General features: G+C 37.0%; 25 protein-coding genes. 13 read left to right on the top strand and 12 right to left on the bottom strand.

The features are described 5' to 3' along the window. Window positions 1–24 precede the first annotated feature (24 nt). Window positions 25–1,506 carry an ABC transporter substrate-binding protein/permease gene (locus tag DSM106972_RS41270; protein WP_127086150.1) on the top strand — a complete coding sequence of 494 codons (1,482 nt, stop codon included), beginning with the start codon at window positions 25–27 and terminating at the stop codon, window positions 1,504–1,506. After that, window positions 1,499–2,233, top strand: coding sequence for an amino acid ABC transporter ATP-binding protein (locus DSM106972_RS41265; protein ID WP_272954046.1), 735 nt, complete (start codon window positions 1,499–1,501; stop codon window positions 2,231–2,233). The genes DSM106972_RS41270 and DSM106972_RS41265 overlap by 8 nt, the downstream gene beginning before the upstream one ends. Window positions 2,234–2,247: 14 nt before the next feature. Here the strand turns inward: DSM106972_RS41265 and DSM106972_RS41260 are convergent, their stop codons facing one another. From DSM106972_RS41260 to DSM106972_RS41250, 3 genes are all read right to left on the bottom strand, one after another. Beyond that, window positions 2,248–2,742 (bottom strand): nucleic acid-binding protein, encoded by a 495-nt coding sequence (locus tag DSM106972_RS41260; protein WP_127086149.1) that lies wholly within the window; start codon window positions 2,740–2,742, stop codon window positions 2,248–2,250. Between the two features lie 37 nt (window positions 2,743–2,779). Further along, window positions 2,780–3,535 (bottom strand): hypothetical protein, encoded by a 756-nt coding sequence (locus DSM106972_RS41255; protein WP_127086148.1) that lies wholly within the window; start codon window positions 3,533–3,535, stop codon window positions 2,780–2,782. Between the two features lie 458 nt (window positions 3,536–3,993). Continuing rightward, window positions 3,994–5,391 (bottom strand): TldD/PmbA family protein, encoded by a 1,398-nt coding sequence (locus DSM106972_RS41250; protein WP_127086147.1) that lies wholly within the window; start codon window positions 5,389–5,391, stop codon window positions 3,994–3,996. 68 nt (window positions 5,392–5,459) lie between these two features. Here DSM106972_RS41250 and fni point away from each other — a divergent pair, with 68 nt between their 5' ends. Together fni and sppA are read left to right on the top strand one after the other, a co-directional pair. After that, a complete protein-coding gene (gene fni, locus DSM106972_RS41245; protein ID WP_127086146.1) occupies window positions 5,460–6,509 on the top strand; it encodes a type 2 isopentenyl-diphosphate Delta-isomerase in 1,050 nt (349 codons plus the stop codon). A 111-nt stretch (window positions 6,510–6,620) separates the two neighbouring features. Next, the gene (gene sppA, locus DSM106972_RS41240; protein ID WP_127086145.1) at window positions 6,621–8,459 is read left to right on the top strand and encodes a signal peptide peptidase SppA; all 1,839 of its coding nucleotides are present in this window, start codon (window positions 6,621–6,623) and stop codon (window positions 8,457–8,459) included. Between the two features lie 45 nt (window positions 8,460–8,504). On the opposite strand, the gene DSM106972_RS41235 is transcribed toward sppA, so the two are convergent. Then, window positions 8,505–8,753, bottom strand: a complete 249-nt coding sequence (locus tag DSM106972_RS41235) for a DUF2171 domain-containing protein (protein ID WP_201800851.1) — start codon at window positions 8,751–8,753, stop codon at window positions 8,505–8,507. Window positions 8,754–9,100: 347 nt separating this feature from the next. Between DSM106972_RS41235 and DSM106972_RS41230 the strand changes: the two genes are divergently transcribed. Beyond that, window positions 9,101–9,367, top strand: a complete 267-nt coding sequence (locus DSM106972_RS41230; RefSeq protein ID WP_233787217.1) for a hypothetical protein — start codon at window positions 9,101–9,103, stop codon at window positions 9,365–9,367. Window positions 9,368–9,640: 273 nt separating this feature from the next. Here DSM106972_RS41230 and DSM106972_RS41225 read toward each other — a convergent pair whose 3' ends face one another. Continuing rightward, window positions 9,641–10,015 (bottom strand): SH3 domain-containing protein, encoded by a 375-nt coding sequence (locus DSM106972_RS41225; protein WP_127086144.1) that lies wholly within the window; start codon window positions 10,013–10,015, stop codon window positions 9,641–9,643. Window positions 10,016–10,022: 7 nt separating this feature from the next. On the opposite strand from DSM106972_RS41225, the gene DSM106972_RS54265 reads away from it, so the two are divergent. Continuing rightward, entirely contained in the window at window positions 10,023–10,241 is a 219-nt protein-coding gene (locus tag DSM106972_RS54265) for a hypothetical protein (RefSeq protein WP_127086143.1), read from the top strand. A gap of 591 nt (window positions 10,242–10,832) precedes the next feature. After that, window positions 10,833–11,546 (top strand): choice-of-anchor E domain-containing protein, encoded by a 714-nt coding sequence (locus tag DSM106972_RS41215; protein ID WP_127086142.1) that lies wholly within the window; start codon window positions 10,833–10,835, stop codon window positions 11,544–11,546. 37 nt (window positions 11,547–11,583) lie between these two features. Here DSM106972_RS41215 and DSM106972_RS41210 read toward each other — a convergent pair whose 3' ends face one another. Both DSM106972_RS41210 and DSM106972_RS41205 read right to left on the bottom strand, forming a co-directional pair. Next, entirely contained in the window at window positions 11,584–12,210 is a 627-nt protein-coding gene (locus DSM106972_RS41210; RefSeq protein WP_127086141.1) for a GDYXXLXY domain-containing protein, read from the bottom strand. 11 nt (window positions 12,211–12,221) lie between these two features. Further along, on the bottom strand, window positions 12,222–13,601 hold the full coding sequence (locus DSM106972_RS41205) for a DUF2157 domain-containing protein (RefSeq protein ID WP_127086140.1): 1,380 nt from the start codon (window positions 13,599–13,601) through the stop codon (window positions 12,222–12,224). Between the two features lie 119 nt (window positions 13,602–13,720). Here DSM106972_RS41205 and DSM106972_RS41200 point away from each other — a divergent pair, with 119 nt between their 5' ends. Continuing rightward, complete coding sequence (locus DSM106972_RS41200) at window positions 13,721–14,677, top strand: RsmB/NOP family class I SAM-dependent RNA methyltransferase (protein ID WP_127086139.1); 957 nt, start codon at window positions 13,721–13,723, stop codon at window positions 14,675–14,677. Window positions 14,678–14,960: 283 nt separating this feature from the next. Here DSM106972_RS41200 and DSM106972_RS54260 read toward each other — a convergent pair whose 3' ends face one another. Continuing rightward, a complete protein-coding gene (locus tag DSM106972_RS54260; RefSeq protein WP_233787218.1) occupies window positions 14,961–15,413 on the bottom strand; it encodes an amidohydrolase family protein in 453 nt (150 codons plus the stop codon). 70 nt (window positions 15,414–15,483) lie between these two features. Beyond that, window positions 15,484–16,185, bottom strand: coding sequence for a class I SAM-dependent methyltransferase (locus tag DSM106972_RS41190; RefSeq protein WP_201800850.1), 702 nt, complete (start codon window positions 16,183–16,185; stop codon window positions 15,484–15,486). Window positions 16,186–16,595: 410 nt separating this feature from the next. Here DSM106972_RS41190 and DSM106972_RS41185 point away from each other — a divergent pair, with 410 nt between their 5' ends. Genes DSM106972_RS41185 through DSM106972_RS41170 form a run of 5 tightly spaced genes read left to right on the top strand, consistent with a single transcriptional unit; the run spans window position 16,596 to window position 22,965 of the window. Further along, entirely contained in the window at window positions 16,596–20,762 is a 4,167-nt protein-coding gene (locus tag DSM106972_RS41185; RefSeq protein ID WP_127086136.1) for a DEAD/DEAH box helicase, read from the top strand. Beyond that, complete coding sequence (locus tag DSM106972_RS41180; RefSeq protein ID WP_127086135.1) at window positions 20,746–21,141, top strand: hypothetical protein; 396 nt, start codon at window positions 20,746–20,748, stop codon at window positions 21,139–21,141. Before DSM106972_RS41185 ends, DSM106972_RS41180 begins: the two co-directional genes overlap by 17 nt. 23 nt (window positions 21,142–21,164) lie before the next feature. After that, window positions 21,165–21,317, top strand: coding sequence for a hypothetical protein (locus DSM106972_RS54255; RefSeq protein ID WP_186538489.1), 153 nt, complete (start codon window positions 21,165–21,167; stop codon window positions 21,315–21,317). A gap of 36 nt (window positions 21,318–21,353) precedes the next feature. Further along, complete coding sequence (locus tag DSM106972_RS41175; protein WP_325052267.1) at window positions 21,354–22,214, top strand: SMP-30/gluconolactonase/LRE family protein; 861 nt, start codon at window positions 21,354–21,356, stop codon at window positions 22,212–22,214. A gap of 13 nt (window positions 22,215–22,227) precedes the next feature. Further along, window positions 22,228–22,965, top strand: a complete 738-nt coding sequence (locus DSM106972_RS41170) for an intradiol ring-cleavage dioxygenase (protein ID WP_233787219.1) — start codon at window positions 22,228–22,230, stop codon at window positions 22,963–22,965. Between the two features lie 29 nt (window positions 22,966–22,994). Here DSM106972_RS41170 and DSM106972_RS41165 read toward each other — a convergent pair whose 3' ends face one another. From DSM106972_RS41165 to DSM106972_RS41155, 3 genes are all read right to left on the bottom strand, one after another. Next, window positions 22,995–23,423: a type II toxin-antitoxin system VapC family toxin gene (locus tag DSM106972_RS41165; RefSeq protein WP_127086132.1), complete on the bottom strand. Its 429-nt coding sequence runs from the start codon at window positions 23,421–23,423 to the stop codon at window positions 22,995–22,997. Window positions 23,424–23,425: 2 nt separating this feature from the next. Continuing rightward, window positions 23,426–23,683, bottom strand: coding sequence for a hypothetical protein (locus tag DSM106972_RS41160; protein ID WP_127086131.1), 258 nt, complete (start codon window positions 23,681–23,683; stop codon window positions 23,426–23,428). Window positions 23,684–23,903: 220 nt separating this feature from the next. Continuing rightward, window positions 23,904–24,188, bottom strand: a 285-nt coding sequence (locus DSM106972_RS41155) for a CTB family bacteriocin (protein WP_233787959.1), incomplete at its 5' end; no start/stop codon positions are given.

Below are 24,188 nucleotides of genomic sequence, written 5' to 3'. Positions count from 1 at the left end.
CTGTGCATCTACATTATTGGATAAATGAAAAAGCGGAAAAAGTCTATATTTAACATACTTCTTGCAGCAACATTAGCAATTAGCATCATTCTCAGTCAGAGTAATCCTTTACAAGCGTTAGTTGGTAAAGACACACTGACAATGATAACCTCTCCCGATTATCCTCCTTATGAGTATTACGATACGGAAGGGTCAGGAAATATTATTGGGTTTGATATTGATATTGCTAATTATATTGCCAAGGAATTAAAATTTAAACTGAATGTCATTGAATCTGATTTTAATGGCTTAATTCCTGCGCTTGCTACAAACAGGGTTGATTTTGTAATGGCTGGTATGTCTCCAACGCCAGAACGTTTAAAAAATGTTGATTTCTCTATTATTTATTATACTGCTCAAGATACAATTGTGGCGCCGAAGGGTAGCAACCTGCTCAAAGCTCAACAGTTATCAGGTAAAATAGTCGGGGTGCAATTAGGAAGCATTCAAGAAAAAAACCTTAAGGAAATTGCTAAAAAAGTTACAGGAATTCAATTAAAGCAGCTTAATCGAGTTCCAGAAGCTATTCAAGAACTTAAATCTAAGCGTATTGATGCGGCAATTATTGAAAATAATGTAGCGTCAGGATTTGCAGGAAGTAACCCAGATTTAGAGTTTAATGCAATTCCTTCACAAGAAAATTCTGGTTCGGCAATTGCTTTTGCTAAAAACTCTCCTCTAGTGGCGCCTTTCAATCAAGTGCTTCAAAAAATGAAGGACAATGGTACACTTAAGCAACTCGCGACTAAATGGTTTTCTCAAAAGACAAACATTGCTAATTTATCCTCAACAGAAATAAAAACAGGACTGAATTTAGATTTTAGTAGAATTAGTAGAGATATTCCTTTTATCCTTCGAGGTATTCCTTTAACTCTATTGTTTACTATTATCTCTGTATTTCTAGGCTTAATTTGGGGAACTGTATTATCTTTACTCAAAATTTCTGATATTAAACCGCTTCAGTCACTTGCCAATGCTTACACCTCAGTATTTCGAGGTACTCCATTGCTTTTACAGTTAGCGTTGGTTTATTATGCAACACCCCAACTTACGGGTTATAACATTTCCGCATTACAAGCAGGTGTATTAACTTTTACACTTAACTCCGGCGCCTACATGTCAGAAACCATCCGGGGTGGAATTCAGGCAGTAGATAAAGGGCAAAGTGAAGCTTCCATATCTATGGGTATTCCCAAATGGTTGATGATGAAGGATATAATTTTACCCCAAGCTTTGAAGAATATTTTGCCTGCATTGGTAAATGAAACCATTGGACTATTGAAAGATTCGGCGTTAGTGTCAACAATTGGTGTAGTGGAAATTTTACGCAGTGCCCAAATAGTCGGCGCCAATAAATATATTTACTTTGAGCCTTTACTATTTGCTGGATTAATTTATTATATTTTAGTCATGGGTTTAACACAAAGCGCATTTATTTTAGAAAAAAGGTTAAGACGCAGTGAGTGAAGCAATTATTCGTACAGAATTTTTATATAAGTCTTTTGGTAAGCTCAATGTACTAAAAGATATTTCGACGCAAATAAATAAAGGCGAAGTAGTTGCAATTCTTGGACCCTCCGGTTCTGGCAAGTCAACCTTTTTGCGATGTATGAACTTACTAGAACGCCCTACCAAAGGACAAATATTCTTTAAAGACCAAGAAATTACCAATCCCAAAGTAAATATAGCCAAAATCCGTACCTCTTTGGTAATGGTATTTCAGCACTTCAATTTATTTCCTCACATGACAGTGCTGCAAAACGTTACATATGCTCCCATCAAAGTCAAAGGAATTACTAAACAACAAGCAAACTCACAAGGTTTAGAATTACTCAAAAAAGTTGGACTGTCTGAAAAAGCAGATGTTTACCCATCGAAATTATCAGGAGGTCAAAAACAACGAGTAGCTATCGCGCGCGCGTTAGCAATGGAACCAGAAATGATACTATTCGATGAACCAACAAGCGCACTCGACCCAGAAATGGTCAAAGATGTCCTAGAAGTTATGAAAGATTTAGCAAAAACTGGTATAACAATGGCAATAGTTACTCACGAAATGGGATTTGCGCGCTCAGTTGCCAGTAGAATTATGTTTCTAGACCAAGGAACTTTAGCAGAAGATACTACACCCAACGAATTTTTTGCAAATCCCAAATGCGCGCGGGCAAAAATCTTTCTAGAGAAAATGCTTTAATAATAATTTTGATTCTACTGCGACTTTGAAGGCTGTGGATTAAAGCAATATTCAACCGTTATATCTTCCCATCTTCTAGCATCCGTATATCTTCGTAAGTCACTTACATTGGAAGTAGGGATAATGGAATATTCTCCTGTCTCTTGAGACAAAATAATTGATTGTGCTGCTAAAATAACATCAACATCTATTTTATCTGCGTTCGCAGTTTGTTGTCCTGTTTTTCTTGCCCAACCCCATAATTCAGATGCTTTTGGCATAACTGCTGTTGTGATTGGAGCATAAACTATTCCCATGTCTCCTAGTTTATTTAAATTTTCTATTCCTTCTACTTTGTTTGCATAAATTAATACCCTACGAAGTTCATAATCAATTATTTCTGGAGTGACTACAAATACTTTATGATTAATTAGTTGCTTAACCCTATTCTTACAATTTAATGCTTCTGCCTTTGAACTTGGATGCGATACAAGTGACAGAGGGTGTGAGTCAAGCATTACAATAGGCATTTTGGTAACTGCAACAAGTATAATTAATAATTTTATACTAATTTAGGAATTTTTCAAGAAAATCTAGTATATCTGACTGTTTTTTAGCTTCTTCAGCATTTTTTGCCTCTAATTCGTCAAGTCGATGAACTCTTTTTTGGCTTTCTTCCAATAATTCTTGGTAAGATTTTTTACCTACTATTAATTTCCAAGATGTATTTGATATATTACTTTCTGCTTTTCTGAGTATAAAGCTGGCTGAATTTTTTAGGCGCCTCTTATAAGTTTTTTTTTGAGATTCATTATCATTTCTAACAGAAGCGACAGCTATTATTTTTTTTGCTAATTTCTCTATATTCATCCAAGTCTCTTCTGAAAAAGTATTCGGATTATCTATTGCTTCTGAGAAAAGTTCAATCCATTCTGTCCATTCTTTTAAAGTTTTTAAACTACTATTTTCTGTGAAGTCTTGATGAATCTTAGAAACTGCGATAAAAACGTCAGCCCATAATTTGAGATTATTTGAATGTGAAACAATAATATCGTATTCTTTTTCCGGCATTAAATAAGAGTATTTGTTTGCTAAAATGCTCAAATATTTTGATGTTTGTAAAGCTTTATCAGCAGTATATTTAAAGTTTGTACTATCCTCAATCCTGTCTATGGTGGCTATAATTTTATGGCAATCTTCCTGAAGCTCAATAGATGCACTAGATTGAGTATAAAAAAGTTTTTCTAGTTCTTCTTTGATAATTTTTAACTGTGCGATTTCTTGACTTTCTTTCACTAATTCTTCTGTGGAGATTGTAAACATTCTCTTAATCCCTCCCTAACGTTGATTAAATCGTACTAATGATTTTAGCGTATTCTATATGTAAATGTATTCCAAGCCTTACCAAAGCTAACTTATACACACATCGTTCGATGCAGTTACATATTTTCTTTGCGTTCGCGCGCGGTTCGTAAAAAAATAACTACTGTTTCACGTCATTAAAGAAAGGTGTGTTGTTTGCAACGGATATAAACGTGGATAAGTTATTGCTTACAAACAAAATTTAATTATTTAAAATCAACCATCCGTTACATCCGTTTATAATCCGTTGCCAACCTTCTCTGTGCCGCGCCAGTCGCCTCAACGGGGGAACCCCCCGAAGTTTTGTGCGCTTAATCCCCGACACACAAACTTCTCTCCGCACGGCGCTGGCTTCTCTGTGTCTCTGTGGTAAATATATATACCATCTAAATTTATAAAAGAAAGCACTGAAGTGCTTATTACGTAGCTTCTCCACCTACTACTACATTTTTAATTCTCAAAGAAGGGCCACCGCAACCTACTGGTAAACCATTTTGTCCACCTTTGCCACATCCCCCTGACTCATCCCAATAAAAGTCATTACCAATACCCTCAATATCTTCTAAGGTTTGAAACACATTTCCTGATAACGTTACATCTTTAACTGGTTCGGCGATTTTACCATTACGAATCATCCATGCTTCCCCAGCGCTAAATGTAAACATTTCACCATTCGTCATTCCACCCAACCAGTTTCGTGCATATACACCTTCTTTAATGTCGCTAAATAAATCTTCAACAGGTGTTTTACCACGCTCAATCCAAGTATTCGTCATGCGTACAATGGGAGCATAGTGATAATTTAAACATCTAGCGTTACCTGTCGGCGCCTCATCTAATTTCCCAGCAGTTTCGCGTGAATGTAATCTTCCTACCAACACACCATCTTTAATTAATTGTGTAGTTGTCGCAGGTACACCTTCATCATCATAAAAATAACTTCCTCTGTGCCCAGCAGGCGCCGCACCGTCAAAAATTTGTAATTCTTTACTTCCAAAACGGCGCCCTATTGTCATAACCTCAAGTAAATCAGGGTTTTCATACGCCATATCAGCTTCACTTAAATGCCCAAAAGCCTCATGAACAAACAACCCTGTTAATATGGGGTCAATAACCACAGTATAAGTATTACCTAAAACCGATGGTAAAGATAAAGCATTAATCGCGCGTGTCGCAGCACTTTTAACTTGGTCGTCCAAATTAGTCAAATCTTCAAACGCTTTACGTGAACCTGTAGTCTCACGTCCAGTTTGTACAGTTTCGCCATTTCTTGCAGTTGCAGCAAAACGCATTTCCATGTCAACCCAAGATTGTTCAATAAATGTACCTTCACTGGTAGCAATCATTACTTTTTGCGCGCTGTCAGCATAGCGAACCGAGGTTGTAGTAATGCGACCATCTACACTTTTAAGTAGGTCTGTATAAAAATCGCACAATTCCTTTTTCTTTACCAGAGGAATTTTGCGGGGATCAGTTCCTGTTAATGGTAAATTACAACTTGCTCGCACTGGTTTAATAGGCGCCAGTATAGTTTCCTCATCACCTATCATGCGTGCGGCAGCAATAGCTTCTTCGATACGCTCTGTAATTGTATCAATACGGTTAAAACTACTTAAACCCCAGCCACCTTTATAACATGCACGGACATGTCCACCAATTGAAATTGCTTCGCTGAGAGTTTCCACTTTGTCACCACGCAACAAAATATCTGTTCCAAGAGCTTCTTCAAAACGAATCATTAAATAATCGACACGCGAAGAGTAGCGCTTTATCAAGTCTGAAAGCAGGTTCTGTAAGTTAGCTAATTTTGTTGCCATTTTCGGAGGTGTGCGAGTAACTATATTATATTGAACGAAAAACGACATACTTTATTGACTTAAAACTCGTGAACGTTCCTGTAAATATCTCGGCACAAACACAATCGCGTAAAGCAGACCACATCCGTATCTGTTTAGAAGAGGATGTCCAGTTTCGACAAACCACCAACGGTTTCGAGAAATATCGCTTTACTCACTGCTGCTTACCAGAAATCGACTGCGATGAAATAAATCTTAGTCAAACCTTTCTGGGCAAGACACTAAACGCACCTCTACTAATTTCCTCAATGACTGGAGGTACCGAACAAGCGGGTATCATCAATCTTCGTCTTGCCCAAGTCGCGCAAGACTATAAAATTGCAATGGGTGTGGGGTCACAGCGGGTAGCAGTAGAAAAACCCCAAGTTATCGATACTTTTGCAATTCGTAAACACGCACCAGATGCATTACTGTTTGCTAACTTAGGCGCCGTTCAGCTTAACTATAAATACGGCTTAGACCAATGTCTACAAATTGTGGACATGCTAGAAGCTGATGCATTAATTTTACACCTCAACCCTTTGCAAGAATGCATTCAACCGCGCGGGGATAAAAACTTTAAAGGTTTACTTGACAAAATAAATATATTATGCTCAAAGCTAACAGTGCCAGTGATAGCAAAAGAAGTAGGTAACGGTATTTCTCAACAAATGGCGCAAAAGCTTATTGCAGCTGGCGTAAAAGTAATTGATGTGGCAGGAGCAGGTGGTACTTCGTGGGCAAAAGTCGAAGGTGAACGCGCAGAAACAGTTTTGCAAAGGTGCCTAGGCAGAACTTTTGCAGATTGGGGTTTACCGACAGCAGAGTGTATAAATAGTATTCGCGCAATAGCTCCCGATATACCTTTAATTGCATCGGGAGGACTACGTGATGGTTTGGATGTAGCCAAAGCTATTGCACTGGGCGCCAATATTGCCGGGTTAGCAATGCCATTTTTACGTGCAGCAGCAGATTCAGAAGCGGCAGTTTACGATTTAGCATCAGTTTTAGTCGCCGAAATCACAACAGTGTTATTCTGTACTGGTAACACTACTTTAGCTTCCCTTCAATCTTCAGGAAGTTTGCAACGTTTAGAATAGATAATAGTGGTGAAAGAAGTGGAAATGTAAATATTTCAATAGTCATTAGTTTTTGTCATTTGTCATTTGCTAATTGGCTATTAACTATTGACTACTTGAAAGTGGATTATAATGCGTAATTTTATCAAACAAACATTTGCTAGCGTAATTGGAAGCTTACTGGGGCTATTTATATTTTGCGGGGTCGGCGCCACAGGTCTTTTGGTACTGCTATTTGCCGCAGCATCAAGCGATAGTGGACCCCAAGTTAAGGACAAGTCGGTTTTAGTATTTGACTTGTCGATGAATATAACCGATGCTGCTCCCAGTTCGAGTGAAGTATTTCAACAAGCACTCTCAGGTTCAGAAGAACAACGCATGACTTTGCGAAACGTTCTAGATGCTATAGAAAAAGCCCGAACCGATAAGCGAATTGTTGGTATTTATCTTGATGCAACAAAAGGAGCAGGAACTGGTGGCGCCGCTGGGTTTGCCACCCTCAAAGAAGTTCGACAAGCTTTAGAAAAATTTCGTGCAGCAGGTAAAAAAGTCATTGCATACGGCATGGAATGGAGCGAACGCGAGTACTATGTAAGTTCAGTTGCTGATACTGTAGTAGTAAATCCTTTGGGAGCAATGGAAGTCAACGGTTTTAGTTCGCAACCAATGTTTCTAAGTGGCGCCTTACAGAAGTATGGTGTAGGTGTACAGGTAATACGGGTTGGTAAATTTAAGGGCGCCGTAGAACCTTTTGTACTTAATAAACTAAGTCCTGAAAACCGCGAACAAACACAGAAACTACTAGGTGACGTATGGAGCGAATGGCGAAGTGCAGTTGGAAACAGTCGTAAAATAGACCCAACGAAGTTACAAAATATAGCTGACAGTCAGCCAATATTAGAAGCAGCAGAAGCCAAAAAGCTAACTTTAGTAGATAAAGTAGCTTACCAAGACCAAGTAGTTGATGAACTTAAAACCTTAACCGACGCCAAACGCGAAGATAGAACCTTTAAACAAATTAGTCTCAGTGACTACGCCGAAGCAACAGATAAAAAGCTTGACTCAGAAATTTCGACAGCAAATAAAATAGCTGTAGTATACGCAGAGGGTGAAATAGTAGACGGACAAGGTGAAACCGGACAAGTTGGAGGAACTCGATATGCCAGAATCTTAAATAGAATTCGCCAAGACAAAAACGTCAAAGCAGTAGTACTGCGAATTAATAGTCCTGGTGGTAGTGCCACTGCTGCCGAAGTAATTCAACGCGAGGTAAAATTAACTCGCGAAAACAACATACCCGTTGTAGTATCAATGGGTGACGTTGCAGCATCAGGCGGTTACTGGATAGCCGCAGACTCCAACCGTATTTTTGCCGAACCCAATACAATTACAGGTTCCATCGGAGTATTTGGACTATTACTTAACTTCCAAAAGCTTGCCAACGATAACGGTATAACTTGGGATGCAGTCAAAACAGGCAAATTCGCAGATAACCAAACGGTCGCACGTCCCAAATCACCCGAAGAATTAGCAGTATATCAACGCAGCGTAAACCGTATTTATAATTTGTTCCTTAATAAAGTATCCAAAGGACGCAAATTACCCCAAGAAAAAGTTGCAGAAATTGCCCAAGGTCGCGTATGGTCGGGAACTGCCGCAAAAGAGATAGGTTTAATAGATGAAATAGGTGGTTTAGACGCAGCCATAGGACATGCTGCCCAAATTGCAAAACTAGGAGAAAATTGGAAACTGCAAGAATATCCTAAACGAGGCACTTTTGAAGAACGCTTTTTCAGCCGCGCGGCAGATGAAGTGCAAACCGCTTTGGGCATAGACAACACAAAACCAAATCCCAAACACCTGTTAAATTCAGAACTGCAAAAACTCCAGCAAGAAATTCAAGTATTACAAAACCTCAACGACCCACTCAACGTATACGCACGCTTACCGTTTAACCTCAAAATCGAATAATAAACACACATATGTAGAGACCGGATTAATACGGTCTCTACAATATTAAACAGGTTGTTCGTTAATTAACTGTTCTGAAACCTCATCAACTGTTTTATTCAAATAGACCGCGCGCTCATCGACTGCTCTCACCCAGTCAATAGGGAACCAATGATGCTGTCCATCAGCAGCGCTAGTTTTAGTAAGTTTAATATACTTGCCACCTTCGAGCTTATCTACAGTACCAATATGCACATCAGCAGCTCCGCGTGAAGCATAAATTGGTTTATCCTCTCTAATCTCATCTAAATCCATTTTTAGCCTCTTGGTAAAATATAACTTTGAACTTGTCGCTTTTGGTGTTGTAAGCTACTGTTTAGCCTATCGCCCCAGCTAGGCATAAATCCTCATCCTCAAGAAATAAACGCGATATGTAAGGTGGGCACTGCCCACCCGAAAGACACTTAGATTTTTAAGCGCAAACGCAGGCTACGCCAACAAAAACAATTTATAATTTCTATATCTAATTATAGATGCGCTCTACTCAGTATTTATATAAAATTATGTATCCGCTCAATAAGTAGGGTAGCGACAATGTGCGAGCGCACGTGCCTTCCAAAATGTAAAATAAACATATTGTCATATTTAGGCAGTGATATTAATTGACTCCGTTTTTTCCTTGCCACCAGGAGATTTTAGACAAATTTCTAACAGAATTTTGGGACTATTACCGAGAATTACTTGCTTATAGAGATTCTCCAAGCGAAAAGAGAAAACTTGAGTTGGCATCAAAATTTTGGGAAATTTTTGGTACTAAAAGCGGTTATGAGCAGTTGGATGAGCGACGCAACATTAGTTATGCAACTCAAACAACTCAGGGTACGCTCATCTTGGGACATTTTTATGTCTCTTGTCGCGACTACTCGTAAACTAGGAATAATCCGCCCCGCGATACCGTAAACCCAGCGGGTGCAAATATCAATTATTCAACTTTCTGTAAGCTGAGAGAAGCTTATTTTGATGAACATTAATCAGGACTTACGCACACTCTATAATTTCTTGCTACTCTTGGCATCTAGCCTGTGGGAAAATCTCCAGTTTTGGCAGTTTAGTAAATCATAATTTCTGAGATTTTTGCGTAAGTCCTGTTAATATCCAAACGTTCTGGAGCTAACAATTATTCTGCTTGAGTTGTTAATTAATCATTCCTGGTAGCAAGACAGAAAATTAGAATTAACCCAGCCTTCCAAACCATTAACTTTACGATTCGGTCCATTAGTTACACGAACATAAGCCCAAGTCCCAGAACCATTCGCTATCAGTGCAACTGTATTAGCATTATCCAAACCCGCTTTGGATTTTGATTTTGCATTTGGTGAAAAACGCAAAGCTAATTGACCCGACTTTAGATTGATTACAGTGCAACTGAATGTTGGTGCTTGCGCGAGAAGTGTTTTACTTGTTTTCGTGTTGTTGATTTGACTAGAATTAGCAAAAGCTACAGATGTAAAGTTGACAGCGAATAAAGATAAAGCTATTAAAGGAATATTAAACAAAGAACAGGTAAGTTTTTTCATTGCTTTGATGGTAAATTTGCAAAAAGATTTGTTAAAAACTGATTTAACAAACAATTACTATCTGGAACCTGGGTTGATAGCTGAGTTAGGCATCTGCATCATATCTTCTAAGACTTTTTTCCTAGTTGCACCAGAGACTTTACATCGAATTCATTACGACACTGCCTCTTGTGTCCAACTCAGAGATGAATCTCCGCATTTTGAACAGGTGACTTCTAAAAAATAACCATGAATACCCTTTGCGAAGGTTTTATTATTTTCATGATTCGTGTAGATTCATGCAAAGCTTACTTTCCTAAAGTTAGCTTTAATAAAAAAAATTGTAAACATAAAATATACGGAAAGCATAGTTACTTTTATTCTTTTTTTTAAGTATTATTACATATTAATGGCAATAGATGTAGGAGAATAGGGGACTAAGTTATCTAACTCTAAGTTGTTTTCGTGCGCTATTGTGGGAAAACGGCACCGTAACAGACCTCAACACTCTAATTGACCGTAAGTCCTAATAATGTAAAAGCTTCATATATTTAATATAAAACTTTATAAATTAACAATATCTAGCTAAAATTAAAAATTAATTTTATTTAGATTAGCTTCTTTTACAGTAACTTTATGAACATTAAATAAATTCTTTATAAAGAAATATTATATTTAAGTAAAAATTACAATCAGAAATATTACACAAATCTATTAATAAAGATTCAATCAAGATACTGTAAGTGATATTGCTTAAATATAGTGATTACCATTAATGTCTTAGCAAAGGGTGTATCACTATAAAAAGTTAAAAATAAATCAGAAGGGAATACAGATAATGCATCGCCATTTTTCTATACAATTTGCAGCGGCAACTTTGATTGCTTTCGCGGCGCCAATCACTGCTGCACAAGCTGCAACATTAACAACAGTAAAGTACGAAAGTTCAGTTAATGTACAAAAAACAAACTTTGATAAATTCGTCACTATACCAAAATTTGATCCGAATTTAGGCGAATTACAAAAAGTCTTTGTACAATTAGGCTCAGAAGTTCAGGGTTCAATTCGGCTAGAAAACCTAGATGCACAATCTGCCGATGTCACAGCTAACTTAGCTGCTGAAGTTAGCTTACTCAAACCAGATAAAAGCATCTTATTAACAACACTTCCCACTGCATCAATTGCACAGTCATTTGCCGCAGACGATGGAGACTTAGATTATAAAGGGCCATCAGGCGCCACCTACAACAACTTATCCAACACAAAAACAGCATCAACATCATTCACAAGTGACTTTGGTCTGTTTATCGGTTCAGACACATTAACACTGCCAGTTACCGCAGTCGCAAAGTCTTCTGGTACAGGTGCAGGCAACCTAGCTCAAATATTTAACACCTTAGCAGCAGCAAAAGTAGAAGTAGTCTACGAATACTACATCAAAAAACCAGAAGAACCAAAACGAAAAGTCCCAGAATCCAATATCCCCCTTAGCGCACTAGCAGCAGTCGGAGTTTGTACCTTATTAAAAAGTAAATACCCACAGCAGGCATAATAATGTAGAGACGCGATAAATCGCGTCTCTACAGATGTTAAAACCGATACTTGCGAATCCTCCCATTCGCAGATGTATCGGTAACATTCATTTCTAGCGGCGCCGCATTACCTTGTGAATCAACTTTGATATGCATAATAATAGGCTTAAGTTGTCCAAGTCGAATTTGACGAGTTTGGAAAATATCCTGCTTGCTAAAATCCGCTTGAACTTCTGGCATGTAATACTTTTCTAATCCGTAAACTATCGAACCAAATTGATAGCGACCTCGTAACGCAACTTGATTCTCTGGTAAACTTGCAGGTAATGTAGTTGTGACTCGTAACGGGCGCCAAGGTTTATTTTTATATTCGCTATGTAAAATTACATATAAGTTAGTTCCTTCTGCAACTGGATAATACAGTGAATTAATACCAGGATATTTTTTTATCAAATCATTCCAACCAGGTAATTTTTTCAACGTCTCAAGTCGCGAAATATCATACTCCAAAGCGACGTATCGACCGCGCAACGTGTCATTAGCGTCTACAGGCATTGTTCGTAAAATAACAGTCTTACCTGTGTACTGTGTAAATATAGAAGGCGCCAGTAATGTGATAATAGTACTCAATTGCAGAGCAAAACTAACTAACAGGCGCCAGTACGGCAAATGTTTTTGACTCATGAAAACAAGTTTTATTTAATTCTGCTTTCAAACCACGTACCTGTTCCTATTACTGCTAATCCACAGAATGTTAGTACTAAGCTGCCGAAGAGTAAATCAGTTTGGTACTCGTACATTCGAGTAAGGACTAATAGTGTTAGTATCAAAACGCCACCCCAAAATTCTTTACGTTCACGCTTTTGCATGGCATGACGTATTAACAGTAAGCAGAAGAGGATATTCATAGCGTTGAAAAGTATAACTGAGACATCAGGTATATCAATGTATAGATAATTCAAAAAAGGCGCTAATCCGCATATTACAATCCAACTTAAAATAACTAGGTTCTTCCAGCTAAATTTCTGCTGTATTAAAAATAGCCATTGAGTTACTGCAATTACACTTAAAAAAGCAATATCAATAGAAGCAGCATTATTTAATGAAACATTTACTGGCTTTATATACGAAAGGGTTAAATCCGGCGCCTGCCAGTGATAATTAAATCCAAGTATGTAAAAAAATATGCATAAACACGCCAAAGCAAGATTGCGTGCAACTCGTTGAAAGTAGCGTTTACTAACTTTGGGAAATAACAAATCATCATAACTCCACAGCAAAGCAGGTGGGAGTACAAAGGCAAACGCAGCTAACCAAGAAAAGTTATTTGTAGTGTTGAGATATTGTAACGGCTTGATATTAAACAGCAAAGTTAGAGTAAATGCAATTGCCGTTAGAATAAAACAGGTGCGCGACTTACACCAAATAGCCAGTGGTACAAACACAACCCATAGTAACAGAGGTATGTGTTGGAGTATAATTACTATCCAGTTAACATCATTATTCAGATATGGTAGTTCGTTTGAAAAAATAAGATAACAAACTAGTACAATAACTAGTCCAAATATTGCCAGCGTTTGCTCTTCGTAGCTGTATGCCATCAAGGTAACACCTGCACCCCACATCAGCAACAATTCGTAATTTGCCTGATTGATATGGAATAATTGCGCTATTACCGATAAATTTACACCTAACAGCAGAGCGTTAAGAATCAATAAACTCTTTCCCAGTATGTATTTCCTGAAGACTGGTTTACCTTCTAACTGTGCTTTGATAGGTTGCTGCCACAAGTAAAATCCGGTAATATTTGATGCAGCCAATAAACTCAGTAGCAGCAAAACTTTGATTTCTCGTGTTACTACTTGCTCTATCGCAGCAATAAAAGTAATAGCACCAGTAACTATAAGTATGCTTGCTAGAACAATCACAGTTTTAGCGCTGCGGTTTTGTACTGTTTGTTCTAAATTTGCTTGATACTGAGTGATTTGCTGGTACTGTACATCGTTAATTATGCCAGCATCGCGCCATACTTGTAGTGAATTGCGTAATTTTGCGCGAAAATTGTCTAGTAACATGACGATTGAATGCGGGCAAATAGTATTTTTTAGTATGATGCTATGTTTATTAACGGTTTGTTCAAATGTGACAGTTTAATTCTTGGTTGAATATCTATATAGCTTTTACACATATTATTATGGAAAAAATATCTAATTTATTACTCAAACTATCACGGCGCCTGTATGTAGATACTGAGCAACAAGAAGAGTTTATTAACGCATTAATCAATCCGCAGGTGTACAACCCTAGCATCCTTTGGTGTAAAGACAAACCAGACGACTTTAGCTTAAGTATAGCCAAACCTGTTGATTGGCAACCAGCATTTGTAGACAGGTTAGAATTAAATCAAAAACCCGGTCAACATCCTTTACATGAACAAGGATATTTCTACTGTTTAGATTTTTCATCAGTATTTGCCGCGTCAATTTTTTTAACAATATCTCAACCAATTAACTTGATATTTGATATGTGTGCGGCGCCGGGAGGAAAAAGCATCTTTGCCTGGAGAGTTCTGCAACCTGAGTTACTAATTGCCAACGAAGTCATAGGTAAACGTATAGGAATGCTATTCTCTAATTTCAAACGCTGTAAAATTACACCAACAGCAGTATTAAACCGTGATTCAAGTATTTTAGCCGAAGCCATACCAAAATCAAGCGACCTAGTAATAGTCGATGCACCCTGTTCCGGACAATCTTTACTAGCCAAAGGAGAAAAAGTTCCAGGATGCTTCCATCCCACCAACATCAATAAAAACGCCAACCGTCAAAAAAGAATTATCGCCAACTCCGCTCAAATAGTGGCGCCGCAAGGTTATCTTGCATATACAACCTGTACCTACTCACCCGAAGAAAACGAACAAGTATGCGAGTGGTTACTACAAAAATTCCCTCAGTATGAACCAGTCGAAGTAAGTCACTTAAAACACCACCAATCTCACTTAACCACAATACCATGTTACAGAATATTCCCCCAGTCAGGCTTGGGAGCAGGCGCCTTCGCAGCACTATTTAAAAACACCGAAACCGAAAACACAACCAAAATAAACGAACAAACCCTACAAAAACTAGGAATTCGATACACCCAAATCTAAAACAAACCCAAGAAACCCGGTTTCTTTTACACTAAACACGAAAAAACCCGAAACAAAACGAAAAGAAACCGGGTTTCTCACTAGTACGCAAAAATCTAATATATTTAAAAAGGGAGCAGCGCGATTTTGTTAAGCGCCTAAAATTAGGGCAGAAATCGCCTCGAAACGCGGTACTTTTAGCTCAAAAACTATGTGTTTATTGAGAATGAGTCTATTTAATTGAGAATAAAGACCGAATTTGATTTCATTTTAGCAGGCGCCCAATAAATTAAAAATACTATTTTCATGGATTTGATTGGTAGAGAGATAAAGCATTGTCACGTAAAATAGCGGTAGCTATTATCTCAGCTTCAGGCACAGTAATGTCAGAATCTATAACTGCTTGTGATAGCACTTCTCCTAACAATTGGCGCCCCCATTTTGCACCCAAATAGTACAATTCGGGTATTGAATGGGCATCAGAAGCATACATTAATTTGGTAGTGGGAGTTAATTCTAGTAACTGTCTGATAGTTTCTCGCATCCCAGATACGCTTAAAAACGGTACTGCCGACCCAAAATCTAAATAAACTTGAGGTCCTAAATCACTTTTTGGTACAACCGCATCATACATTACAGGAACTCCCTGCTGTCCTGCCGAAATACCGACCCCATGATCAAAGTAGTGCGATAGCATCTCCGTATGTACAGCTTTGCCACGGATAACATTGGCATTATCGCACCAAAAAAATCGCACGAACTTAATATCGGTTTCTTTTAGAAATTTATGTATTTTTTTTTAAACTATTCTTTTCAGCCATTGTTATTTATTTGTTAAAATTTAGGGTATAAAAAGAGTTGACTGCTGGTTGACCAGTGTAATTGGCGCCTGCACAATCATCTGCACCAAGATATTCTAGTTCAAACATAAGCTCTTGGCGATTTTCAAGAAACAAAAGTTTTTTTCGATTATTATATTTTAATCCGGCATTGCTAAGTAACTTTTTTGACATAGGCTTGACTTTATCATCTTCAACAATCCACAAATTAGCCAAATCAAGATGTGCAATTAGAAGTCCGTTGTCGGTCAACCAAGATGCTGCATTTTCCAGTACCTTAAGCTTGTCACCAAGATAATGGAGACCATGAACGCAGGTAATTAAATCAAACTTTCTGCTACTGGTAAACGTATGAATGGAATTATTAAGCAGTTCCAAGTTAATTAACTCCGGTGGATATGCGTAAAACTGAGAAACAATATCCACACCAACGAGCAATGTTTGAGAAGTAAGTTCCAATTTATACAGAGACTCCGCAGCTTGAATTAATGCTCGTCCTGTACCACAACAGACATCCAGCCAAGCTGTACTTTTCTGATTTTTAATTCGGGTTGTTATAAAGCTTAATGGATTAAATCCTAGTTCTTTAACGTAACTATTGCTACCCATAAGCTGACGTTGCCGATTCATCAAACAATTAGCAACAATAGCAGACGCTTCAAGTTCGGCATCAGTCAACAAAGATTTCACGATGGGAGTAAATAGTTTATGTGTACTTTTGATTATAACTATAGCAGTATTTAGGCATTAAAGCAGAAAAAATTTTACGTTCTGGGCTATAACTACGTAATGTTACGGTTGGCTATACGGAAATAAATCGTTCAGAATAAAAATTGAACTAAAAAAATATACCAATCATAAATCATTTGTGAAGATGCAATTCATATACCCGATTTCAACGCTGCTTGAAGTCGGGTATCCGGGCGCCAGCGATTTTCACCCTTCGAGATAAGATTGCTATACAAAAAATTTAATCCATGTCTGATGTGTATTAGTAAAAACGTATTAAAATCTAATCCATATTAGGTATCAATCAAATTTTGCACAGATGTAAAAAGGCGCCTTATAGGGTGTGTCCATAAGAATATTTTGCCAAGACCATGAAAAAATTACACTTTCCCAAGATACGTATAGAACTTAGTAATAATGCTTGTGAAAACTTGAAAAAATTAGACTTACTCAATTCATTTAAAGAGCATATAGGGGATGTAGCACACGTCTTCATGTCTAAATTAGACGGTCAAGATCAAAAAACAGGATTGCCTCATTTGGGTATGCGAATACCAATGGATTACGAATTAGGAGGTCTTCAGTTCAGAATTGCCGTGAGTTCAAATTATGTTGTTGCTCTTAGTGCAACTAGATGGACAGGAGCTAAACAACGCTGGGAAGTGGAGATGACGTGTCACCTCAGTACAGATGATTTGACAGCTAATTCTATTCCAAAAGATTGGATAGAAACTTTATTGAGTCTTTCAACACGCGAACAAGCGCAAGATGACCTCAATAAACGACTGAAAAACTCGGAAGTTTACCTAGATGTGTGTGAGCAATCTATTCTAAACAAGATGTTTCAAGTCCCTTTTGTTTCTTATCAAGTAGACAGGGATAATCCAAAGTGCTTACATTTAACTCTTGCTCCAGTAATTTCGGCAGACATATTAAAAACTATTAAGCAGTGTCGCCGAGATGATAGTATAAACTTATATACAATCAGCCCATTACAAAAGTATAAGGTTATATCTACAGTTTCTTCTCTTCTCAAGTTCAAAACATTTTATCAGCAGCATTATCAAAGCAATAGCTTTTTCTTGTTAACAGGTGAAACTGGCGCCATTATTGGATATTTACCACCTGATATCATAGAAAAACAATCTGAATTACAAACGTCAGAAAAACTTCTTATTACACAAAGACAAGAGATAGTTTATACAGATTTTAACAAAATATCAGTTAAATTTCAGTCATTGAATCAACAAACACGTATTCTTAAAGTCTTATTAAGCGAAAAACATATAGAAATCAATCCGTTGCCAGGAATAATAGTTAATTCTCTAATTCGTGAATTAAATCAAATACATATACAAAAAGATGCCATTAAACGTTTGAAAGAAAATCGCGCTTATATTGCTAATCTAGATATAATTATTTTCGGTCGTAATGAAGAACTACAGCTTCCAGCGATATCCACTCAAAAGCCAATACCTGTAAACAAATGTTTAAATAAAGACAAGCTAAACGAACTTCAGAAACTAGCAATAGCTCAAGCTCAAGCTTCACCAGACATTTTTGCATTACAAGGGCCACCAGGAGCAGGAAAATCAACATCTATTTCAGAGCTTGGTTATCAAATAGTTCTTCTAGACGGAAAAGTTCTTATAGTTTCACAGTCTAACTTAGCTGTAGATAATGCATTGTTAAAATTTCCAATTCGTCCAGACTTACTTATTATTAGAATAGGTAACAGTGAAAAAGTGAGTAAAGATGCTCAAGAACTTCTTGGTAAAAAAGCAGTTATAAGATGGTTAAAGTCTTGTATAGAAGAATGTCAATTAAGTTTGCTAGAGCTTCAAGAAAAGGCTAAACTACTAGATTTATTTATTAATAATTGGGAAGACATTTCTAAATGGCTGTACTGGCAACAAGAAAAAGCTGCGTTATTAGCTGATGCAGTAAGAAAAAAAGCATTAGCTGACGAGTATACGAAACAACTAATAGAGCTAAAAGAAAGAAAATTAATGTGTCAAGACCAAGAAAAATCATTAAAAGCGCTGATTAAATTACCAAGTAATCAAGTTATTGAAGATTACACTAATGAATTATGGCAACCCTTAGCTCTAGTGGAAATCAGCGCATATAATAATATTTGGACAAACGTTGACTCTAATACTTTAGAAATAGCAATTCAGCTTCAAGAGCAACTTTTACGTAACAAACCTGGTGGCAATATTTTTCAGTTTAAACAAGATTGTAATTCCTTGTGCCAAACAATTGCATCAATTATTTTAGAAATACAGGGTTCTATACAAATTCAGAAAGATATAAAAAAGTCTGTTGAAAACATAGGTAAAGACATGGAAGAGCAGCAAAGTATAGAAGAGAAGCTCAAACATGTACTTGACCACGGAATTACAACTGAGTCATCTGAAGTAGTTTCTTTAAGCCCCACCTATACTAGCATATCTAGAACATTAAGCGAAGTTACAAAATTGATTAAACAAAAAAATTCTATTAAAAACACTAATTTTATCAAGTTATTTTTGGATGCTTCTAGCATTTTGCGGCACAAAATAAATTTTGTCCAGTTAATTCGTTCATGGTCAGAAGCAGAAATAAATGTATTACCAAATCAGATTAATCAATACAAGTATCTATATAATAAATTCTTACATCTTAAAATACTATCATCATTACCTATTATTGGGCGCCTTTTTAAACCAACTTTAGACCGTGCCGAAGAACAATTGAAAAGCTCTATCGAAAATATATCTAACGCTAGCCGTTTGTTTCATACCCAAAGCTCTAAGAAAGCAAAGCAAATATACGATGAATATAATTCACAATTACAAGTTATAGAAGTTAAAGTCATTGAACTTTATACTCAACATCAGCAAGAAATAAAAAACTTAGAAGATGAAGAATATTATTACTCTACTTTATTCACAGAAGATGCTCAATCTTTATTAGATAAGGCAAAAGCTCTTCTACAAGTATTTAATGATATGTTCCAATACTCTAGTAAAAGAATAACTCTAAAAATTGAAGATTCTCTAAATATTGAAAACCTGACACGGGTTAATATAACTATTGATTTCATGGCTAATTTTACAGAACATTATATTCGCGTTTTTGAAAGTGAAATTATTCCATCTTTCAAAGATGCATTAGTTTCTATGTACAACTCAACTTTAAGCTTAAAAAATGAACACGCACTCGATGAACAGTCAGTTTCAAAAAAAGCTAACCCATTAAATCAAGAATACAATGACATAATAACTCATATTGAGCGCCAAGATAATAAATATCAATTAGGTAATCGCTTATGGGAAAAACTACGAACTCAAAAAGCTGTACAAGCATTATTTGATACTCCTATTTCTAAGTATGATTTATTAAATATGGAAAGAGAAGACTGGATAATATCTGTTGGTGGTGAAACAGGAGCTAAAACGCTAACAACTAAAATTAAAATCAAACAAGATTGGATTGCTCGAATTAGTACAAATGATATAGAAATTAGTGATGAAACATATGAACTTTTCTTGAAACATGCTAACATTGTCGGCGCCACTTGTATGCAGACAGGCAAAAAAACTTTTTTGAAGCACTTTCCAAAATTTGATGCTGTCATTATAGACGAAGCATCGAAAGCTACAAAAATAGAGTTACTGATTTCTTGCTTACTAGGTTACAAAATTATTTTTGTTGGAGACCATAAACAGCTACCACCTATAGTTAAAGAAGAATCTTGGTTTATTGAAGCTGCTCAAACTTTAAGGGTAAATGCTGCTGAACTACAAAAAAAATTAACTACATCTTTATTTAAAGAGCGGTATGAGTATTTAGACAGTATAAACGCTAATCGAACCTTAATGCTAATAAATCAATACCGTATGCACTCGCAAATTATGGAAGCAGTTAATCAGTTTTATGGAAATAAACTGACTCTTGGCTGTACAAAGCAAGACAAAGAACGCGCGCACGGAATAAAAATTTCCAATTTGATAACAAGTGAAAATCATTTAATGTGGATTGATTTACCTCACAATAACAGTGATTGGTATCATCAGCAAGTTGAAACAGGTCGTCAAAACCCACGCGAAGCAGAGTTGATAATTGAAATAATTCAGAAAATGAAGAAAAGTTTCACTTACAAGAGAAATTTATCTAAGAAAATTGAAATTGGTATCATCTCCGTATATAAAGCTCAAACAGACCTGATAAAAAGCTTAAGCCAAAAAAATCTTGACCTTCCCTTAAATGTTACGCTTACCATTGGAACAGTAGACGAATTTCAGGGCATGGAAAAAGATATAATGTTTGTAAGCCTAGTTTTGAACAAACCTGGAGTATTACCAAGCGACTTTTTACAGACTCCAGAGCGTATTAATGTAGCAATGAGTAGAGCCAAAAACCTACTAATTATAACAGGTTCTTCCTATAACTACACAGAATTAGAAAGTGAAGCTAGTCCAATCTATAAACACATATTAGACACCGCTAAAAAATATCAAGGACATTTACTAGCCAATGAATTCATGGATTAAAACAACAATCACAGACAAACACCGCGAAGCAATGAGTGGCAAAAAAATACTAGGCGCCTATTCTAGCGAGGTGTTTTATTTACCCAAACAAACAGAAAGAAAGTACGACACAATCGAGCAATACATTTTAAGATGTTTCAGAGAATTACCACCCACACCATCCGCTCAACAAATTGCCTCAATACTCGGATTTTTAAAAGTTGAATTGATCTTAGAGTTCACTCAAAAAATTCAAACCATACCAGTAGTTGTACTTTTTTACCAAGAACCCACTAATTCAAGCCAAAGTTACTCAGTATTTGACTGTCAACAACAAAAACTTAACCCCTTACTACAAGATGCTGTAGAACTATCAGGTCTAAATATAAAGTACCCATAGAACAGGCATCCTTAATTAACACAATGAGTGGAATGGGCATCCTTGCCCGTTCATCTAGCATAGTTTTTACTTCTTCATCTGTAGGTGGCGCCGTCTCTCCTTATACAATATCCCAATGGAAAATTTGGGTTAAAGTTGGGTTCTGTTCCTCCACCCAACCTACAATTAAATTATAATGTTCCAGTAATATTAATTAGCGTTGCATAATACTCGTGCTGAAAAACATTCTCGAAGTCAGGGCACGTTTAGGGGAAGGACCCTGTTGGAACCAATCGGAGCAACTGTTGTACTGGGTTGATATTTACAACCATCGTGTACACCAGTATAATCCTGCTACTGGCGCCAACAAATATTTTGATGTGGGTGAAGTGGTAGGTTGTATTGCACCAGCAGGAACCAACCGTCTCATTATGGCTCAACGTAACCGACTAGCTTTTTTGGACACTGTTCACGGTCAAGTTACGCCAATTATAGATATAGAACATAATCACCATGACATGCGCTTCAATGATGGTAAGTGTGATGCAGCAGGACGTTTTTGGTTTGGTTCGATGAATCCTGAAGAACCAAAAGGTCGTTTGTACCGTTATGACCCCGATGGTTCCTTACACACACTATTAACCGGACTGACAATATCCAATGGGTTAGGATGGAGTCCTGACGAAAAGACATTTTATATCACTGATTCGCCCCTCAAAACTATTTACGCCTTTGATTTTGATGCAAAAAGTGGCAATATTAGTAACCGTAGAGTATTTATTGATTTAACAACTGAATCCTTTTTCCCAGATGGTTTAACAGTAGATCGAGAGGGTTGTATATGGTCGGCAATGTGGGACGGTTGGTGTGTTATCCGGTTTGACCCCTCTGGTAAAGAGATGATGCGAGTAATGATGCCAGTTGTGCGTCCAACCAGTTGCACTTTTGGTAATAAAGATATGACGACACTTTACATTACAACAGCATCAGTAGGTTTGAGTGAGACAGAAATTCAAAATAGTTTTTATTCTGGCGATTTGTTTACTCTAGCCACAAATACTTCAGGATTTCCCTCTCATCATTTTAATGGGTAGGTTCTCAACAAATATGAAAAATCAACTAACCCGAAGACAAACACTAACTCTACTTCGAGCAGCCGGAACAGCAATACTTGTAATAGGATGCACAACAAAAAAATCAGGCTCCGCACAAGCACAATTTAGTTCAAAAGCTAAACTTACCTCACTAGCATGTATCGTAAGTCCAGAGCAAACCGAAGGACCATACTTCGTAGACGAAAAGCTCAACCGCTCCGACATCCGCTCCGACCCAACAGACGGTATAGTAAAAGAAGGCGTACCACTCCAATTAACACTAAAAATTTCTCAAGTCGGCAGTAATGGATGTGTACCCTTAGAAAATGCAATTGTAGATATTTGGCACTGTGATGCACTAGGAGTTTATTCGGACGTGGAAGAGCGAAGTTTTAATACCGTTGGCAAAAAGTTTCTACGCGGTTATCAAGTAACAGGTGCCAATGGAAGTGTTAATTTTACAACTATTTACCCTGGTTGGTATCCAGGCAGAACTGTGCATATACATGTAAAAGTTCGCACTAATGCAACCAATGGGCAGGGTTATGAGTTTACCTCACAGCTATACTTTGATGATTCGACTTCCGACCAAGTGTATACAAAGGCGCCTTATGTGAGCAGAGGACAGCGCACAGGAAACAATGCTCAAGATGGAATATTTAATGATGGTGGCGCCCAAATGTTACTCAAGTTAACTCCTACTCAAAATGGCTATGCAGGAACTTTAGATATTGGAGTTCAAATGGCATAATTCTATTTTTTAACTATTTTTCAGCACAATTATTCCACTAAATAGACCCAAGGCAAAGCAGAATTAACTTTGTTAAATAGGCGTTTATCACCTGTGTAAAATGAAGCCTGAAATTTTTGAGCTAATGCCAAGTAATGAGCATCATAAGTAGCTGAGAGATTAAATTGTTGTGCAATTTCCCAGGCTTGTTGATGAAGTTGCTGATCACCGTAATATTGAATGGATAAACTCAGAGCATTATTAAGAAATTCCTGAGCTTCTGTAATTAATAACTGTTTAGCCAGTTGCATTCGATGAAATACATTTGTAACTTCGTAACATAAGAGAGTTGGAGCAATAATCTGAGTCTGGTTTTGCTCCCAATTATTCCACAATTCTAAATGAGGTGAGGTTTCTGAAGGATTGTTAATTAATTTAACTATAAAATTAGCATCTACACAAATAATTTGCCTGGTCATACTTATTCTTGACTGTAGGATAAACCTGATAATAACTCCTCATCTCGCTCTTCTCGCATCTGATGAATAATTTGGTCAATATCTGGCTCAGAGGCTTGACCATTACGCCTTTGCTGGACAGCTTGAGCATCAGCTAAAATTTTTGTTCGTAAGTTTTGCCAATTAGATTTATGTGTTAATTTTTGGTTTAATAACTCCCGTTCTTCAGTAGACAAAGCTTTAATTGCATTAGCTAAAGATTCAACAAGTTGAATATTCATATATTTATGTTCCTTTTTCTGAAACTGGTGCTGCCAGACACTTATATATTATAGCTATCCACTGTCATTGATTAACAGGTATCACACCTCAATTATTCCCTTCTTGCTGAAAAATATGTGCCTAATGTCAAAATATTGAATAAACGGCGCCAATATTAAATCACTGGCGCCGTGTAAAGTTATAAAACGAATGTGGTTTTAAGAGACTTATAAATAGAGATTATTTGACAGCAATAGCTTGACCAGCGTTGCTAAAGATGTCTGTTAAATTAGTTACAGAAGCTGTACCGCTACCAGTGGGGCCAGCAAATGTTTGTTGACCAACTTGGAGTTGTTTTAGTGAATAGCTATTCGATGCGTCAGATGCAAAACTACCAACGTCACCTAAAGTAATTGCCAAACCACCAGCTACAGTATCAAGTTCGTCATTAGATAATTCAACTGCATTAAGGTAGAGTCGATGCCCGGTATTATCCGGGGCACCTCTCTGTTCGATCTGGACGTA

It is taken from the genome of Dulcicalothrix desertica PCC 7102 (assembly GCF_003991905.1).
GTDB classification, from domain to species: Bacteria; Cyanobacteriota; Cyanobacteriia; order Cyanobacteriales; family Nostocaceae; genus Dulcicalothrix; species Dulcicalothrix desertica.
Note: the sequence above shows the minus strand (reverse complement) of the source record. Positions and strands in the feature narration are given on the sequence as shown.

Coding starts and splice junctions, on each gene's coding strand:
- DSM106972_RS41270 (WP_127086150.1), top strand. CDS start 25: ATGAAAAAGCGGAAAAAGTCTATATTTAACATACTTCTTGCAGCAACA.
- DSM106972_RS41260 (WP_127086149.1), bottom strand. CDS start 2,742: ATGCCTATTGTAATGCTTGACTCACACCCTCTGTCACTTGTATCGCAT.
- DSM106972_RS41255 (WP_127086148.1), bottom strand. CDS start 3,535: ATGTTTACAATCTCCACAGAAGAATTAGTGAAAGAAAGTCAAGAAATC.
- DSM106972_RS41250 (WP_127086147.1), bottom strand. CDS start 5,391: ATGGCAACAAAATTAGCTAACTTACAGAACCTGCTTTCAGACTTGATA.
- sppA (WP_127086145.1), top strand. CDS start 6,621: ATGCGTAATTTTATCAAACAAACATTTGCTAGCGTAATTGGAAGCTTA.
- DSM106972_RS41235 (WP_201800851.1), bottom strand. CDS start 8,753: ATGGATTTAGATGAGATTAGAGAGGATAAACCAATTTATGCTTCACGC.
- DSM106972_RS41225 (WP_127086144.1), bottom strand. CDS start 10,015: ATGAAAAAACTTACCTGTTCTTTGTTTAATATTCCTTTAATAGCTTTA.
- DSM106972_RS54265 (WP_127086143.1), top strand. CDS start 10,023: ATGGTAAATTTGCAAAAAGATTTGTTAAAAACTGATTTAACAAACAAT.
- DSM106972_RS41215 (WP_127086142.1), top strand. CDS start 10,833: ATGCATCGCCATTTTTCTATACAATTTGCAGCGGCAACTTTGATTGCT.
- DSM106972_RS41210 (WP_127086141.1), bottom strand. CDS start 12,210: ATGAGTCAAAAACATTTGCCGTACTGGCGCCTGTTAGTTAGTTTTGCT.
- DSM106972_RS41205 (WP_127086140.1), bottom strand. CDS start 13,601: ATGTTACTAGACAATTTTCGCGCAAAATTACGCAATTCACTACAAGTA.
- DSM106972_RS41200 (WP_127086139.1), top strand. CDS start 13,721: ATGGAAAAAATATCTAATTTATTACTCAAACTATCACGGCGCCTGTAT.
- DSM106972_RS41185 (WP_127086136.1), top strand. CDS start 16,596: ATGAAAAAATTACACTTTCCCAAGATACGTATAGAACTTAGTAATAAT.
- DSM106972_RS41180 (WP_127086135.1), top strand. CDS start 20,746: ATGAATTCATGGATTAAAACAACAATCACAGACAAACACCGCGAAGCA.
- DSM106972_RS54255 (WP_186538489.1), top strand. CDS start 21,165: ATGAGTGGAATGGGCATCCTTGCCCGTTCATCTAGCATAGTTTTTACT.
- DSM106972_RS41170 (WP_233787219.1), top strand. CDS start 22,228: ATGAAAAATCAACTAACCCGAAGACAAACACTAACTCTACTTCGAGCA.
- DSM106972_RS41165 (WP_127086132.1), bottom strand. CDS start 23,423: ATGACCAGGCAAATTATTTGTGTAGATGCTAATTTTATAGTTAAATTA.
- DSM106972_RS41160 (WP_127086131.1), bottom strand. CDS start 23,683: ATGAATATTCAACTTGTTGAATCTTTAGCTAATGCAATTAAAGCTTTG.